Below are 16,289 nucleotides of genomic sequence, written 5' to 3'. Positions count from 1 at the left end.
GATAAAAAATGGCAAAGAATAATTTAATTGGCGGATCAATTTGGGATGAGTATTCTCAAAAAGTACAAGATAGAATGAATAATCCTCGACATATGGGAGAATTTACACAAGAAGATGCACAAAAAGCAAACGCAAAACTTATTGTTGCAGATTTTGGAGCCGAAAGCTGTGGTGATGCAGTTAGACTTTATTGGCTAGTGGATGAAAAAACAGATAAAATTATTGATGCGAAATTTAAAAGCTTTGGTTGTGGTACAGCAATAGCAAGTAGTGATACTATGGTTGATCTTTGTATAGGTAAAACCGTAGATGAGGCTGTAAAAATTACAAATTTAGATGTTGAATTTGCTATGAGAGATAATCCGCAAACCCCTGCAGTACCACCGCAAAAAATGCATTGTTCGGTTATGGCTTATGATGTTATCAAACAAGCTGCAGCACATTACAAAGGAGTTAATCCTGAGGACTTTGAAGATCAAATCATAGTTTGTGAATGTGCTAGGGTAAGCCTTGGAACTATCAAAGAAGTAATTAAACTAAATGATTTACATACAGTAGAAGAAATCACGCAATTTACCAAAGCAGGTGCTTTTTGTAAATCTTGTATAAAATCTGGTGGACATGAGAAAAAAGATTATTATCTTGTAGATATTTTAGCTGAAACTAGAGCTGAAATGGAAAGAGAAAGATTAAAAGATCAAAGTAAAGCTGATATTACTTTTGATGATATGACCATGGTTAAACAATTAAAAGCAGTAGAGGCTGTTTTAGATAGTGATGTACGTCCAATGCTACACGGAGATGGTGGAGATTTAGAAGTAATTGATATACAAAAAAGTGAAAATAAAAATATAGATGTATATATACGCTATCTTGGAGCATGTAGTGGCTGTTCAAGTGGGAGTGGCGCAACCTTATATGCTATAGAAAATATTTTACAAGAAGAACTTAGCCCAAATATACGCGTTATACCTGTTTAAAAGTTTTTTGTATTAGTTTTTATATAAAAATCAAACCTTTTTATGTTAAAATACTCCTTTTTAGTAAAAATAAAAGGTTTGATTTATGCATAGAATTCATACACTTGTCAAAAGTGAAACTTTTCCTGGCGTTTTGCTAATATTTTTTACTGTACTTGCATTAATTTTACAAAACAGCTCTTTAACAGATCAATATACCAATTTTTTAAATATTCCATTCGGATTTCAAGCAGGTAGCTTAGAAATTTTTAAACCTCTACTTTTATGGATTAATGATGGGCTTATTGCGATTTTTTTCTTTGCTATAGGACTTGAACTAAAATACGAAGTTACAAAAGGACAACTCAATAGTATAAAAGCTATGTCCCTACCTGTATTTGCTGCACTTGGTGGCATGATAGTGCCTGCTTTAATTTTTGCATTTTTTAATTATAAAGATACTTTTGCTTTACAAGGTTGGGCTATACCAACAGCTACTGATGTAGCTTTTGCAGTTGGAATTTTAATGCTTTTAGGCAAAAAAGTGCCAAGTTCTTTAAAGCTATTTTTACTTTCTTTAGCTATATTTGATGATCTGGGTGCAATTATTGTAATCGCTTTATTTTACACAAGCGAACTATCGGTTTTTGCTATGATTGCTGCTTTAGTATGCATGTTGGCACTTTATCTCTTAAATCATTTCCATGTTACTAAAAAATCTTTTTATATCATCATAGCTATAGTATTTTGGATAAGTATGTTAAAAAGTGGAGTGCATGCAACTTTAGCAGGTGTGATTACTGCTTTATTTATACCACTTGAGACAAAAAATGGAAAATCATTTTTGAAAGAAATTGAACACGATTTAGCGCCTTGGGTGAGTTACTTTATATTACCTATTTTTGCTTTTGCAAATGCAGGAGTTGATTTAAAAGATATGGATCCAGGCTTTATGTTTTCTTCAGTTAGCCTAGGAATTATCTTAGGCTTATTTTTAGGAAAGCAAATTGGAGTATTTTTATTTTCATATATTAGTATAAAATTGGGGCTAGCAAAGCTTCCACAAAATGTTAATTTTAAACAACTCTATGGAGTTTGTATACTTACAGGCATAGGTTTTACGATGAGCTTTTTTATAGATGGATTAGCTTATCAAAACAGCAATATTTTCGCATATTCGGATAAATTAGCCATTTTAGTTGCTTCACTATTAAGTGCTGTAATAGGATATTTTTATCTAAAACTTATATATAACTTTAAAAAATGAAAATTAAGAATTATCAAAAATTTTTATCATTAGAAATATTAGGAGGGTTATTGCTTTTAGGAGCAACAATCCTTGCTCTTATGCTTAAAAATAGTCCCTATGGACAACATTATATGGATTTTCTTAGCGTGGAAATGGGTATAAAAGTAGGAGTATGGGAGTTATTTAAACCCTCATTACTATGGATTAATGATGGGCTTATTGCAATTTTTTTCTTTGCTATAGGACTTGAATTAAAAAAAGAATTTGTTCAAGGTGAATTTAAAACTCTTAGCAATATCACTCTACCTTTAATGGCTGCTATAGGTGGTATAGTAGTACCTGCTTTAATATTTTGCGCTATTAATTTTAACGACGCTTATGTTTTAAAGGGTTGGGCTATACCAACAGCTACTGACACCGCCTTCGCTTTAGTTATACTTGCCATGTTAAAACAACGCATACCAAGTTCTTTAAAAATATTTTTAGTGTCTTTAGCAATTTTTGATGATGTAGGAGCTATTTTAATCATTGCTATTTTTTATACTAGCGAACTTTCTACTTTGGCTTTTTTTGTAGCATTTTGTTGCATTATAGGTTTATTTGTATTAAATCGTCTAGGTAATGAAAGAAAATCTTTTTACTATATACTTGGCACTTTACTTTGGCTTAGTGTATTAAAAAGTGGAGTTCATGCGACTTTAGCCGGTATTATTACCGCTTTATTTATTCCTGTATATACAAAAAATAATCATGCTTTATTGGAAGAAATCGAACATGGATTAAAATTTTGGATTGCTTTTGTCATACTTCCCATTTTTGCTTTTGCTAACGCAGGGGTTGATCTTTCTAAAATCCAAACTCATATGCTATTTAGTGGTGTAAGCATGGGTATATTTTTAGGACTTTTTATCGGAAAACAACTCGGTGTTTTTGGATTTGCTTATATGGCAATTAAATTTAAACTTGCAAAATTACCAAAAGATGCAAATTTTAAACAGCTCTATGGAGTTTGCATACTTACAGGTATAGGTTTTACGATGAGTTTTTTTATAGATGCACTTGCTTATGAAGTTAGTGATATATTTAATTTTGTGGATAACTTTGCAATTTTATTAGCTTCATTAGCTTCTGGTGTATTTGGATATATTTACTTACGCTTTATTAAGTAATTAAGTTTTTTTTAAATTAAATAAGATATAATTTCATTTCTTATTTATATTTAATTGGCCCATTCGTCTAGCGGTTAGGACATCGCCCTTTCACGGCGGTAACACGAGTTCGAGTCTCGTATGGGTCACCACTCTTTTAAATTCTAATATAAAAATATCATAAATTTCATTCCCATAAGGAGTTTTTTTTATTTGTGCGTATAATTAATATATCAAATAAAAAAGACCTATTAATAAAAGCTTCTAAATGGTTTTCTGAAAAATGGGGCATTGATGAAAAGATTTATTTTAAAAGTATAAAAAATAGTTTTAATAGCCAAACAATTCCTCAGTGGTATTTGGTTTTAGATAAAAATACAATCATAGCTGGAGCTGGGATTATACAAAATGATTTTCACAAAAGAAAAGATTTAGAACCAAATTTATGTGCTTTATATGTTGAAGAAAATTATAGAGGAAATAAAATATCTAGTCAATTGCTAAAATTTATAAAAAATGATTTAAAAACAAAGAATATAAATAAATTTTACCTACTAACAGAGCTTGTAGGATTTTATGAAAAGTATGATGGAATTTTTATTGAAAATATTGTAGATAATGAAGCTTATCCTTTAAGAGTCTATAAGATAGAATTTTAACCTTCTTTATTTTCCCCATCTTTAAAAGAAAATATAGGCAAACTTAAGCCATAGTATATTGCCAAAAGCCTTGCTATAGTTCCTACAATCAACGAAGCAAGAATTACCCATAACTCATCTACACCCAAAATATACAATATATAATACAAAGCCCCTGTTAATATAGCAACACCTGCATAAATTTCTTTTTGAAACACAAGTGGTATCCTAGCACATAATATATCTCTTAATATCCCACCAAACACACCAGTAATCACAGCTGAACTCACAGCCACTATAAAACCATATCCCATTTCTATTGCAATTTGTGCACCTAAAACACTAAAAACAACCAAACCTATAGCATCTAAAATCAAAAAAAGTTTTTCAAGCCTTATAACATATTTAGCAATTTTTGTTGTAATCATAGCTGCAACACAAATTAAAATCACATACTCAGGAGTTTTGATCCAAGTTAGTGGATGATGATCAAGTAAAATATCTCTAATCGAACCTCCACCAATGGCTGTTACTAAAGCTATAAATATCACTCCAAAAAGATCCATTTTATGCCTTCCTGCAGCAATAGCTCCTGTCATTGCATCAACGGTAATTCCGATAATATAAAGTATAGTTAAAAGCATAATGAGTTAAAAACCCTTGTTTAAACAAGGGTTAGTTTTTACTTACGATATTAATAATATTTTGAGCTACTTTTTTAGCAATCGGCTCAACAAATTCAGCAGGAGAAGTAAATCCTACACAAGAGCAATTAATCTCACCTAAAACATATTTATCTTTACCATTTTCATCTGTATCTAAGATAAAATCCGCTGTCCAAATCAAAGGAATATCGTAATTTCCAAGTTTTGAGCGAATTTCTGGCAATGTTGCTAAAAACCAATCTACCAACTCTTGCCAATCTTTTGGTTCATCATATCTATATTTTGCACCTGAAAAAAGTGTAGCAGAAAATGCATCAGCACCTTCTGCAGGTTTTTTATGCACTACATAAATTGGAGTATGATAAAGCATTAAAATTCTAATCTCACCTTCTTTAATACGCGGTAAGAAAGTCATATCTACAAGCATACCATTATCGCCTACAATGTATTGCTCACAAAAATCCATAAACTCACCAAGCTCTCTTTCTTCTGTGTGGTTATCTTTAGCTTCTGTACATTTGATTTTTGCGTTTAATGGCACGCTCACAGCCCCTACTGGTAGCTCATCTATCAATCTAACACGCCAAATTCCCTCTCCAGTTGAGCCACGATTTTGTTTTAAAACCCTCTCACCTTTTGCTAAAGTTTTTGGGAAACTTTCTTTAAAAGTTTTAATATCATAATATGCATAAGTATCTTCAGGTACTAAAGCAGTTTTATTTAGCTTAGTCAAAGCATCTTTAGCACCATATCCTATCATCGCATCAGGATGAGGCATGCCTATAACCCCATTTGCACAAAGTTTTCTAAGCATATCAAAATACTCATTTTCTTCTTTTAAATTTCCTGGGTTGATTCTAGAAACATAAGCATCAGCATTATTTTTTACATATTCATAAATTTCATCTTTTTTTTCTACTTCAAAGAAGATAACCTCAGCATTCCAACCTTGTTCTTTTAAAGCATTTACCATAGGCATAGTATCTTTTCTATGGCCATCTTCACCTTTGTCACTACCACCTCTAACTTCAAAAAATACGATATTTTTTTTCATATTGCTCCCTTTTTAAAGATATTTTATCATCATATCAAAACAAGTATTAAATTTTTATTTATTTTTTCCATAAATACGTTGTAAATTTTGCAAATTTGAGCTTGCATTTAAAAGTAAAGCATCGGCCATGCAAACCGCTACCATAGCATTTACTACAACACTACCTCTTATACCTACACAAGGATCGTGTCTACCTTTTAACTCATGTATAATATTTTCTCCTTGAATATTTTGTGTTTGTTGGGGCAAAAATATAGAAGGGGTTGGTTTAAAATATGTTTTTATATCAATAAAATTTCCATTAGAAATTCCACCCAACAATCCTCCGCTATGATTGCTTAAAAACACTCCATATTTTAATTCATCATTATTTTCATTTCCATTCATATAACTACTTTGAATACCACTTCCTATTTCTACAGCTTTAACCGCATTTATACCCATAATTGCATGAGCAAGTTTTGAATCAAGTTTATCATACAAAGGCTCACCTAAGCCTTTGATAGGATTTTTTACTCTAGTAAAAACTCTTGCACCTATACTATTTTTAGCCTTTTTGGCTTTCAAAATTTCATCTTTAAAGTTTTGTTCTAAATTTTTATCTAAAGCATAAACTTCACTATTTTTAGCATAATCAAAATCAAACTCATCATTGCTAAGTTTACTATCAATACTTCCTACTCCAAAAACTCCGCTCATTATTTCTATATCAAACTCTTTTAAAAGCATACAAGCTAAAGCTCCTGCTGCTACTCTTGCTACACTTTCTCTAGCGCTAGCTCTTCCACCACCTCTATAATCTCTAATACCATATTTGTGATAATAAGTAAAATCAGCATGCCCTGGACGAAATACATCTTTTTCATAATCTTTTGAACGTGTATTTTCATTATACACCAAAACACTTATAGGAGTTCCTGTTGTATAACCTTCAAAAACTCCACTTAAAACTTGAGCTTTATCTTCTTCTTTTCTAGGAGTACTAAATTTATTTTGACCTGGTTTTCTTTTATCTAGCATTTCTTGTAAAAAATCAAAGTCAAACTTCACCCCTGCTGGCATACCATCTATCACACAACCTATAGCTTGACCATGAGATTCGCCAAAGCTTGTAAATTTAAATCTTACTCCAAAGCTATTCATAGTTTTCCTAATTTTTCAAGTGCGATTTTAGCACATTGTTGCTGGGCTTCTTTTTTACTACCTGCTGTAGATCTTGCTACTTCTATGCCTTGAATTTTTACTGCAATTTCAAATTGCTTTTTATGATCAGGCCCAAAAGCCTTTACTACAATATACTCAGGAGTGCCCGCCATATTTGCTTGTGTAATTTCTTGCAATCTTGTTTTATAATCTTTAAACAAACTTTGCGTGTCAATATGCGGATAAACTTCATTAAGCAAATTTAATGCTATATTTTTAGTTTTTTCAAAACCTATTTCTAAATACAAAGCTCCCATTAGTGCTTCAAAAGCATCAGAAAGTATGGAAGGCTTATTGCGTCCATCGTTGTTTTCTTCTGCAATAGACATAAAAATACATGTTCCAAGATCAAGTTTTTGCGCTAAGGTTGCAAAAGATTTTTCATTCACCAAAGCTGCTCTAAGCTTAGAAAGGTTCCCTTCTGAGTCTTTTTGAAATTTAAAAAACAAAAACTCCCCTACCACTAAATCCATCACCGCATCACCTAAAAACTCTAATCTTTCGTTGTTATAAGGCTTTTTGTAACTTTTATGCGTCAAAGCTTCGATGAGTAATTGCTCATTTTTAAAATGATAGTTTAGTCTTTCTTGGAGTTTTTTAAGCATTTATTGACCTTTCTTCTTGGAGCTTTAAGGCTGCATTTCTTGCTAGCTCATCACAACGCTCATTTAATTCATGGCCATTGTGTGCTTTGATCCAAAAAGCAGTTATTTTATGATCTTTAGCTACTTTTAAATACTCTTTCCAAAGATCAATATTTTTTTTACCCTTAAAATCTTTTTTTACCCAACCTTCAAGCCACTCATTAATACTTTGCACCATTAAATTTGAATCTGTGTATAATTTTACCTCACAAGGTTCTTTTAAAGCTTTTAAAGCCTCTATAATAGCCATTAACTCCATACGATTATTTGTTGTATTCTCACAAGCCCCACTTTGTTCTTTTTGGTAATTTTTATAAGTTAAAACATAAGCCCACCCTCCAAAACCAGGGTTGTTTAAACAAGAGCCATCAGTATAAATTTCAATATTTTTCAAGCTTTTACCTCATAATAAATCTCACATTTTCCAAATTCATAGCAAAATGGACAATGGTAAAAAAACAAAGGACTTTGATTTTTACAATTATTACACACATAAGTAAAGCTAAGATTTGCACTTAACTCATTATCATTTAAAATTTTTAAAATTTTTAGTTTATGATTTTTGATAGAAATAGATTTTGTACTTAAATTTTTTGCATAAAAAAACTCATGATATTTTTCATCTTCAAGATTAAGCGGGCTTTTGCATTCATTAAGCAAATCAATGATATTTTCAAATTTAGGCATTTGAGTAAGTTTGTCTTTATAATGCAAAAAGCAAAGTCTTAAAATAAACTCATTATTCTTACTTAAAGCTAAAATTTCTTTTATTTTTTGCTCTTGCTCTTTAGAGCTTGTTTGAATTTTCAAAGCCTTTATTAAAGCTTTTTCTGCATATATATTTTCTCCTAGCTCAAACAAACATTCTAAAACATCTAAAACCTTATCATAATCTTTAAGTTTTAAATAAACAATTTTCAAAAGTTTTAAGCTTTCTTTATTGCGTGCTTTGATTTTTAAAGCATTCAATAAAGCTTCTACGCTACGCTCTAAAAATCCTGCTTTTAGATAAACTTGTGCTAGCGAAAAAAAGATAAACTCTTTTTGGCTTGCCTCATTTGATTTTTGCAAAGCTATAAGATAAATCCCTACAGCTTTTTCAAATTCACCACTTTTAGTAAAAATTTGAGCTAAAAAATTTAAATTTTCAATGCTTAAATTAGCATTTTTTAAAATTTGTTGATGTGTAGAGTTAATTTCAAATTTTTTTACAAAGCGATCAAGTTTGCTTTTTTGGTCCTTATTTGCAAAAATACGCCATATATAATGTGAGCTAGCTATGATAAAAACTAAAGCGGTTAAAACAATAAGACCAAATAAAGGATCGCGGTATTCTACAAAGAAAAAATCCATAACCTTGCAACTTAATTTTCAAATTTATAACAATTATAGCTAAATGCTTATATAATTTTCTTTAAGGTTTAAAGATGATAGAACAAGCAAGTATAGAACAACTTTTACAAAAAACAGATATTGTTGATATCATAGCTCACTATGTTGAAGTGAAAAAACAAGGCTCAAGCTATGTATGCGTTTGCCCTTTTCATGATGATAAAAATCCTAGTATGCATATTAATTCCATTAAAGGATTTTATCATTGTTTTGCATGTAAGGCTGGGGGTAATGTTTTTAAATTTGTAATGGATTATGAGAAATTAAACTTTGTTGAAGCAGTGGAAAAAGTCGCTTCGTGGAGTAATTTTTCACTTACTTACACCTCACAAAAACAAGATAACAAAAAATCCATCATCCATATCTTACCTATTCTTAATGCTTTTTATAAACAAAATTTAGCTAAAAATAAAGAAGCTTTAGTTTATCTTTATAAAAGAGGTTTAAATGATGAAGATATTAGAACCTTTGAACTAGGATTTGCACCAAGCTCTAATGAAACACTAAGACTTTTACAAAATGAACAAATCACTCAAGAAGAAGCCCTAGAAGTAGGTGCAATAAAACAAAATGAAAATGGTGCTTATGCAAGTTTTATCAACCGCATTACTTTTAGTATTTATGATCATAAAAATTTACTCATAGGTTTTGGTGGTAGAACTTTAGATGAAAACAATATGGCAAAATATGTTAATTCACCCCAAAGTAAACTTTTTGACAAATCACGCGTTTTTTATGCACTCAATTTAGCAAAAGATGCTATTTATAAGCAAAAAGAAATGATAATTTGCGAGGGTTATATGGACGCTATAGCCTTTCATAAAGCAGGATTTAAAAATGCTGTAGCGGTTTTAGGAACAGCTTTAGGAGAAAATCACATACCTTTAATAAAAAGACTAGAAGCAAGAGTGATTTTGTGCTTTGATAATGATAACGCAGGACTTAATGCAGCTGTGCGTTCAGCGCATTTATTAAGCTTAGCAAAAATTGATGGAAAAGTAGTCTTAATAGAAGGTGGAAAAGATCCAGCTGAACTCGTAGCAAGCCATCAAGAAAAATTACTTTTTAATATTTTAGAAAAAGGTATAGAACTTGGAGAATTTTATATAAGAAGCTTAATCACAAATTTTGATTTAAACTCAGCACTTAGTAAGCAAAAAGCCTTAGAAGAGGTGCAAAAATACACTTTTGGCCTTGAACCTTTAATAGCAAATTCCTACACTACCTTAGTAGCAAATCTTTTAGGGGTAAATGTTAACGATATAAAACTTTCTAAAAATATAAGAAAAAATATAAACTTTACCATTCCCATCAAACAAAGCAAAATCAATAATATAAGCGAGTTGGAGCTTTTGAAATTTTTATATGAAAACCAAAAAGCCATAGGACTTTTTAAACTTTTAAGCGCAAAAGAATATTTCTTACATCAAGATATTGCTAAGGCTATTTTAGAACAAAAAGACTTTAATGATCCTAGTATAAGAGAACTTTATGAGATTGAAAATATTAAAATTTTAAGCAATTTAGAAGAATTTTTATATGCTATTTGCAAAATTAATTTTGCTTATTTTAATAAATTAAAAAATATAAACTTAAAGCAAGCACTTAAAAAGCAAATTTATAATTTACTCAATCAAAATTTAGAAAAAATCAAAAAAAACTATCAAAACGATGAAAAATTTTTTAATCATCTAATGGAAGTTTTAAAAAATATACAATTTTTAGATGATGAGGAAAGCTTAGAATTATTTTTAAGTAGATTGCAAAAAAATATAAAAGATAAAAAAGCAATTCATCATAACTTTGAAGAAGAAGTTTTTTAAATAAAAACTTGTATAAAAATTAAAAAACATTTATTACAATATGCCAAAAATTTCGAAAGGAAAAAATGAAAGCATTAGCACTTTTTAGTGGTGGGCTTGATTCTATGCTTGCTATAAAACTCATAAGCTCTCAAGGTATAGAAGTAAAAGCTTTAAATATCAATATAGGCTTTGGTGGCACAAGTGATAAAAGCGAACTCATGGCAAAACGCGCTGCTATGGCAGGGGCTAGTTTTGAGATGATAGATGTGAGAAATGCATACTTACAAGAAGTTTTATTTAATCCTCAATATGGCTATGGAAAACATTTTAACCCCTGTATAGATTGCCATGCTTTTATGTTTAAAACCGCTCTTTCTATGTTGAAAGATGAAAATGCAAGTTTTATCATCACAGGAGAAGTAGTTGGTCAACGTCCTATGAGCCAAAGAAATGATGCTATGGCCAAGGTAAAGAAACTAGCTCTTGATGAAGAAGATTTAATCTTGCGTCCAATGTGTGCTAAAAATTTACCTTTAACTAAGCCCGAACGTGAGGGTTGGGTTGATAGAGAAAAGTTAGAAAACATCAGCGGAAGAAGCAGAAAAAGACAACTTGAACTAGCTGCCAAATTTGGTTTTGAAGATTTTGAAAGTCCAGGTGGTGGATGCTTGCTTACACTTGAGAGTTTTTCAAATAAAATCAAAGATTTCATTAAATTTGATAAAAATATGCAAGTTAATGATGCACAACTTTTAAAATACGGACGTCATTTAAGACTTCCAAATGGCTCTAAAATGATAATAGGTAGAAATGAGCTAGAAAATCAATTTTTAAAAGAATTAAAAACTCAAAAATATGAAGAATTAAAACTCTTTGATTTAATAGGTGCTTATTCTTTAGTGGATGAAAACATTAATCCTCAAGATCTTGATCTTGCATTTAGCATAGCCCTAACTTATGCTAAAACTCAAAATAATACAAAATACAAAATAGGCTTTAAAGATAAAATTTTTCAAAGTATGGCCTTTGAAGATAAAAACAAAATTCAAGAGTATTTTATAAATTAAACTACCCTTTAAAGGGTAGTTTTTTAAAATTTCTTTCTTCTAACATCTGCCACTATTTCAGCCGACATTAAATCAACCTCATTTGCTACAGAATTAGTTGCATGTGCAATTTGTGAGTTTTCTTTAGTTAAACCATCTATTACTGAAACAGCTTGATTGATTTGTGAAATCCCTAAAGCTTGCTCTTTAATACTCTCACCCATTTCATTAATAGATTGAACTAAGATATTAGTATTAGCTTCAATCTCACCTAAAGACTTTTGAGTTCTTTCTGCTAGGTTTCTGACTTCATCAGCAACAACAGCAAAGCCACGTCCGTGCTCACCTGCACGTGCAGCTTCAATAGCAGCATTTAATGCAAGTAGGTTAATTTGATCTGCAATATCTCTGATAACATCAGTTACATCTTTAATATCACTACTTTGTTTAATAACCTCTTCAGTTCTTGCTGCCACTGCATTCATAGAAGCACTCATTTCTTCAACTGCGGCCGCACTTTCTTGTAAAGAATCAGCTTGTTTTTGCGCTCCTTCATTAAGTTGAGTAACGCTTTCTTTTAATGAATCAGCTTTTTGTTGCAATACTTCTCCTTGATTTAAAGAAGTTTGAAGCATTTTTCTAATTTCTGCACCAACTGCATTAAGTGATTTTTCTATCTCACCTTCTGCATTATCAAGTTTATCTGAAAAATCAAGATTTTGAAAACTAGCAAATACTCTTTCTATTTCATTTAAGTCTTTACCAATTTTCATTTGCATATCATCAAGCATTTTATTTAGTACTTCTTTTAGTTCTACAAGCTTTGGATTAACAGGATTTGCTTCTATTCTTTGAGTAAAATGTCCTTTTTCTATATCACAAGAAACTTCTAAAATATTTTGCACGGTTATATCGTCTTTTTCTAAACATGTGTGAATATATTGAACATTGTCATTAATCATTAACGCCATTTTTCCAAGCTCATCATTATATCTAGGAGTTAAAACTTCAACTGTCGAAGCTTCATGATTTAAATATTTAAAGAATTTCATTAAGTGAGTTTGCAATCTTTGCACTCTTATGGAAACAATTCTTTTTACTGAAGTGCTAATAACAATCACAATAAAAATCACTGCTATAACTGAACTAACTAAAATAATATTCCTTAAATCCACGATAGGTGCATATACAGATTCATTTGGAACAATAGCCAACATAGCCCAATGAATTCCGGTGTTTGGCCACACTTCAAATACTCTTATAGCACCATGATATTCACCGCCATCATCTGCTTTATAGTCAATCGCTCCAGCGTGAATAGTTTTTTGTGCTTCAACTACATGTGATGCATTTTTATTTACTTCAGTAATTTTCTTTGTCACAAAATCTGCATTTGGATGTGTAGCTATAACGCCATTGCTTGCTATTAAAATTCTTCTTGCTCCTTGATAAATTGATCTTGATGAATCATTTAAAAACGTAGCAATAGGCTTAAGATCAAAAAGCATACCAACAACACCTATTGCTTTACCTTTTTTATCTGTTATAGGCGCAGCAACATTAAGTCCTAGAAATTTATTTCCATGAATGTTATACCATCTTGGCTCACCAAAATAAAGCTTATCACCGCTCATTAAATTTTTAATAGCTTGAGTACTTGCAACCTCTTCGCTTGCTGCCAAAGTTTCCATACCACCAGAATTTACAATATCAGCATCACGCATTAAAATCATAAATTCATTTTGGTTTGTAAAATATTTATCATCAACACCTAAATTTCTATATGCTGTTCCATCTTGCAAAAAATAATAACCATAAGCAATCTCTCTATTAGCATCAATAGCCTCTCCAAGAATATTTTCTATTCTTTTTGGATTTATGGCACCTTCTGAAATAAGATTATTTAAAGTTCTTTGAGTACCTATAGCGCTTACAAATAAAGATTTTATAGAAGCTTCAGCTTGATTTCCATAGCGATGCACAGAAGCTGTTAATGTATTTTCTATCTGTGAGTTTAAAATAGTAGTAGACCTATTAATAATAAGCAAAGATAATATGCTTAAAATTAAAATTACTGTAATGATTGTTATAGCAACAATCTTTGCACCAAGACTCCAATTACGCATTTTTTTCTCCTTAGATATTAAGTGGTAAAAATTTTTTGTTATTATAAATCTTTTTTATTAAAAAATAATAAAAATTATTATAATTTTATTTATTATTTTAAACAAAATTATAAAACTTTACTTTTTTACACTAAAGCCTATAAAATGGGGGGGGGATACGCGTTTTTTAGCAATAATTTTTTCTTATTTTTGTTTAAAATATATTAAAAGTAATAAATTCAGCTTCTCCGGTCTCACTAATAATATTAAGAGTATATTTACCTTTTTTTAAGTCTAAAGGTAAAGCCTCTTCTTTACCTTCGAAAATCAATTCCTGATTTAAATACCAAAAAAGCTTTTCTTTTTTAGGATTTACAAGTTTTACCAGTAGTTTTTGCTTACTTTTTAAGTCTTTTGGCAAAACAATATTAAGATTATTTAATGGATATATGATTTTTAAATTTTGGTTAGAACTTTGTAAATTTTGTTTTTCTTTAGCAAAAAAAGCTTGAGCGTTAGAAGGTAAATTTAATATAATCTTTTTCTTTGCGTGAATAAAATTTTTATCTAAAGAATCAACTTCTTTGTTTTTGTACATAAAAACTTCTTTTAAAAATGGTGAAGTTCTTAAGATATTTGCACTTTGTGGGTAAAGTACTTCTTTAAAGCCAAATTTATAATCATATCTATATCCTGTTTGATTTTCAATTTTGATAGTAACTAAATCATTAGGTTTTTCAAATTCTAAATTAACTCTATCAAGTAAAGCTAAAAGCTCAAAAAACAATTCCCCTGCTATACTTACACCATATAAATTTGCATTTGCTTCGCCATTAAAATTTCCAACCCATACTCCTAAAGTATATTTTGGAGAAGTTCCTATAGCCCAAGCATCTTTTCTGCCATAACTTGTGCCTGTTTTCCAAGAGATGATAGTATTAAAATCATACTGTTTCAAACCCACTCTATCTAAATCCTTTAAAGTTTGCAAGGTTAAAAAGCTTGCTCCATCACTAATAAGTTTTTTATCTTCTTTAGTAAATGCATTTTCTTCATATAAAAGCTCTTTAAAATTTCCATAATTTCCAAGTCCTAGATAAATTTTTACCATATCTTCTAAACTAAACTCTTTTGTACCCAAAATCAAAGAAAGTCCATATTTTTTAAAATTTTCATCTTCAAAATCTAAAATATCTTTGAGTTTATAAAAAAACTTCTCATACCCATATTCTGCAAGTAAGCTTACAAAAGGAATATTAAGTGATTTTTGTAAAGATTCTTTTACGCTAATAAAACCATGGTATTTTTTATTTGCATTTTGTGGAGCAAAATTGGAAAAAAATGTAGGCACATCAAGCACTAAAGATTCAGGCACTATAAGCCCTTCATCTATGGCAAAAGCAAAAAGTAAAGGTTTTAAAGTTGAACCCACACTACGCTTTGCTATCACCCCATCAACTTGACCAAAACTTGCAAAATCATAAAAATCATTAGAGCCTACATAAGCTAAAACTTTATTTGTCTTGGTATCTGCTAACAATATAGCTAAATTTTTTATGCCTTTTTGTTGTAGTTTATAAGAATATTCTTTGGCTTTTTCTTCGAATTTGATTTGAATCTTTTTATCTATACTAGAAATGATTTTTTCTTTATCTACTAAAAGCCTACGCGCTAAATGCGGAGCTAAGTTTTTTCTTGCTTTAAAGCTAGGAAGTTTTTCAGCCTTTGCAAGAGTTAAAATATCTTTAGAAAAATATCCCTTTTCAAAAAGCCTATCAAGTAAGGCATTACGTTTTTTTAAAAGTCTATCTTTGTTTTTTTCAAGATTAATTAAACCCGGATTATTAGGAAGCACAGCAAGCAAAGCTGCTTCACTCCAAGTAAGATCTTTTAAATCTTTTTCAAAATAAAACAAACCAGCACTTGCAACACCTACTAAATTTCCTCCATAAGGAGTATTGTTTAAATAAAGCTTTAGAATTTCATCTTTTTCATAAGCACTTTCTAAAGCAAAAGCTTTGATGATTTCATTAAATTTATTAAAATATGTGCGTTTGTTTTGCTCTAGCAGTTTGATTGTTTGCATAGAAATTGTACTTGCACCACTTCTTTTACTTGAAAAAAGATTATTTTTAAAAGCTCTTATAAGTGCTAAAAAATCTACTCCATAATGAGAATAAAAATTTTTATCTTCATATAAAATAACTGCACTTTTTAATTTTTGCGGTATAAACTCACTCTCTAAATGCCATTGTTCATTAGCATCTAAAAATACACTAAGAATTTCTTTATTTTTATCAAGCAAAACCTTACTATAAGTGCCTTTAAATAAATCCTTGCTATCAAAACTAAAATAAATCAAGCCCATGTAAAAACATAGG

13 protein-coding genes, 1 tRNA gene and 2 pseudogenes are annotated in these 16,289 nt (G+C 30.1%); 7 read left to right on the top strand and 9 right to left on the bottom strand.

From position 1 onward, the window contains the following. Positions 1-8 precede the first annotated feature (8 nt). From L8X40_RS06115 to L8X40_RS06095, 5 genes are all read left to right on the top strand, one after another. Positions 9-980 carry an iron-sulfur cluster assembly scaffold protein gene (locus L8X40_RS06115; protein ID WP_263667538.1) on the top strand — a complete coding sequence of 324 codons (972 nt, stop codon included), beginning with the start codon at positions 9-11 and terminating at the stop codon, positions 978-980. 85 nt (positions 981-1,065) lie between these two features. Further along, complete coding sequence (nhaA, locus tag L8X40_RS06110) at positions 1,066-2,226, top strand: Na+/H+ antiporter NhaA (protein WP_263667537.1); 1,161 nt, start codon at positions 1,066-1,068, stop codon at positions 2,224-2,226. Continuing rightward, a complete protein-coding gene (gene nhaA / locus L8X40_RS06105) occupies positions 2,223-3,377 on the top strand; it encodes a Na+/H+ antiporter NhaA (RefSeq protein ID WP_087699156.1) in 1,155 nt (384 codons plus the stop codon). Before nhaA (L8X40_RS06110) ends, nhaA (L8X40_RS06105) begins: the two co-directional genes overlap by 4 nt. Before the next feature lie 56 nt (positions 3,378-3,433). Next, positions 3,434-3,508: transfer RNA gene (locus L8X40_RS06100), tRNA-Glu, on the top strand. Between the two features lie 63 nt (positions 3,509-3,571). After that, positions 3,572-4,015, top strand: a complete 444-nt coding sequence (locus tag L8X40_RS06095) for a GNAT family N-acetyltransferase (protein WP_087699154.1) — start codon at positions 3,572-3,574, stop codon at positions 4,013-4,015. Here L8X40_RS06095 and L8X40_RS06090 read toward each other — a convergent pair. Genes L8X40_RS06090 through L8X40_RS06065 form a run of 6 tightly spaced genes read right to left on the bottom strand, consistent with a single transcriptional unit; the run spans position 4,012 to position 8,913 of the window. Continuing rightward, on the bottom strand, positions 4,012-4,638 hold the full coding sequence (locus L8X40_RS06090) for a trimeric intracellular cation channel family protein (RefSeq protein ID WP_087699152.1): 627 nt from the start codon (positions 4,636-4,638) through the stop codon (positions 4,012-4,014). The two genes, L8X40_RS06095 and L8X40_RS06090, sit on opposite strands and share 4 nt — an antisense overlap. 31 nt (positions 4,639-4,669) lie before the next feature. Next, complete coding sequence (locus L8X40_RS06085; RefSeq protein ID WP_087699150.1) at positions 4,670-5,713, bottom strand: Cj0069 family protein; 1,044 nt, start codon at positions 5,711-5,713, stop codon at positions 4,670-4,672. A 54-nt stretch (positions 5,714-5,767) separates the two neighbouring features. Further along, the gene (gene aroC / locus L8X40_RS06080) at positions 5,768-6,856 is read right to left on the bottom strand and encodes a chorismate synthase (RefSeq protein ID WP_087699147.1); all 1,089 of its coding nucleotides are present in this window, start codon (positions 6,854-6,856) and stop codon (positions 5,768-5,770) included. After that, positions 6,853-7,521 carry a ribonuclease III gene (gene rnc, locus L8X40_RS06075; protein ID WP_087699145.1) on the bottom strand — a complete coding sequence of 223 codons (669 nt, stop codon included), beginning with the start codon at positions 7,519-7,521 and terminating at the stop codon, positions 6,853-6,855. Before rnc ends, aroC begins: the two co-directional genes overlap by 4 nt. Then, positions 7,514-7,954, bottom strand: coding sequence for a ribonuclease HI (gene rnhA / locus L8X40_RS06070; RefSeq protein ID WP_087699143.1), 441 nt, complete (start codon positions 7,952-7,954; stop codon positions 7,514-7,516). The genes rnc and rnhA overlap by 8 nt, the downstream gene beginning before the upstream one ends. Next, positions 7,951-8,913 (bottom strand): hypothetical protein, encoded by a 963-nt coding sequence (locus L8X40_RS06065; RefSeq protein WP_261545154.1) that lies wholly within the window; start codon positions 8,911-8,913, stop codon positions 7,951-7,953. The genes rnhA and L8X40_RS06065 overlap by 4 nt, the downstream gene beginning before the upstream one ends. 74 nt (positions 8,914-8,987) lie before the next feature. Between L8X40_RS06065 and dnaG the strand changes: the two genes are divergently transcribed. Together dnaG and L8X40_RS06055 are read left to right on the top strand one after the other, a co-directional pair. Further along, complete coding sequence (gene dnaG / locus L8X40_RS06060) at positions 8,988-10,775, top strand: DNA primase (protein ID WP_263667536.1); 1,788 nt, start codon at positions 8,988-8,990, stop codon at positions 10,773-10,775. Positions 10,776-10,840: 65 nt separating this feature from the next. Further along, positions 10,841-11,824: an argininosuccinate synthase gene (locus L8X40_RS06055; RefSeq protein ID WP_214100431.1), complete on the top strand. Its 984-nt coding sequence runs from the start codon at positions 10,841-10,843 to the stop codon at positions 11,822-11,824. A 23-nt stretch (positions 11,825-11,847) separates the two neighbouring features. On the opposite strand, the pseudogene L8X40_RS08605 reads toward L8X40_RS06055, so the two are convergent. The 3 genes and pseudogenes from L8X40_RS08605 to pbpC form a co-directional block, all read right to left on the bottom strand. Then, positions 11,848-12,228 (bottom strand): annotated as a pseudogene (locus L8X40_RS08605) (methyl-accepting chemotaxis protein); the annotation flags it as partial. 1,071 nt (positions 12,229-13,299) lie between these two features. Further along, a pseudogene (locus L8X40_RS08600) lies at positions 13,300-13,929 on the bottom strand (hypothetical protein); the annotation flags it as partial. A gap of 193 nt (positions 13,930-14,122) precedes the next feature. Then, entirely contained in the window at positions 14,123-16,276 is a 2,154-nt protein-coding gene (pbpC, locus tag L8X40_RS06045; RefSeq protein WP_318530022.1) for a penicillin-binding protein 1C, read from the bottom strand. Positions 16,277-16,289: the final 13 nt, after the last annotated feature.

This window comes from Campylobacter sp. CNRCH_2013_0855, assembly GCF_025773025.1.
Taxonomy (GTDB): domain Bacteria; phylum Campylobacterota; class Campylobacteria; order Campylobacterales; family Campylobacteraceae; genus Campylobacter_D; species Campylobacter_D jejuni_C.
The sequence above is the reverse complement of the archived record's forward strand: the minus strand, read 5'-3'. Positions and strand labels throughout refer to the sequence as shown.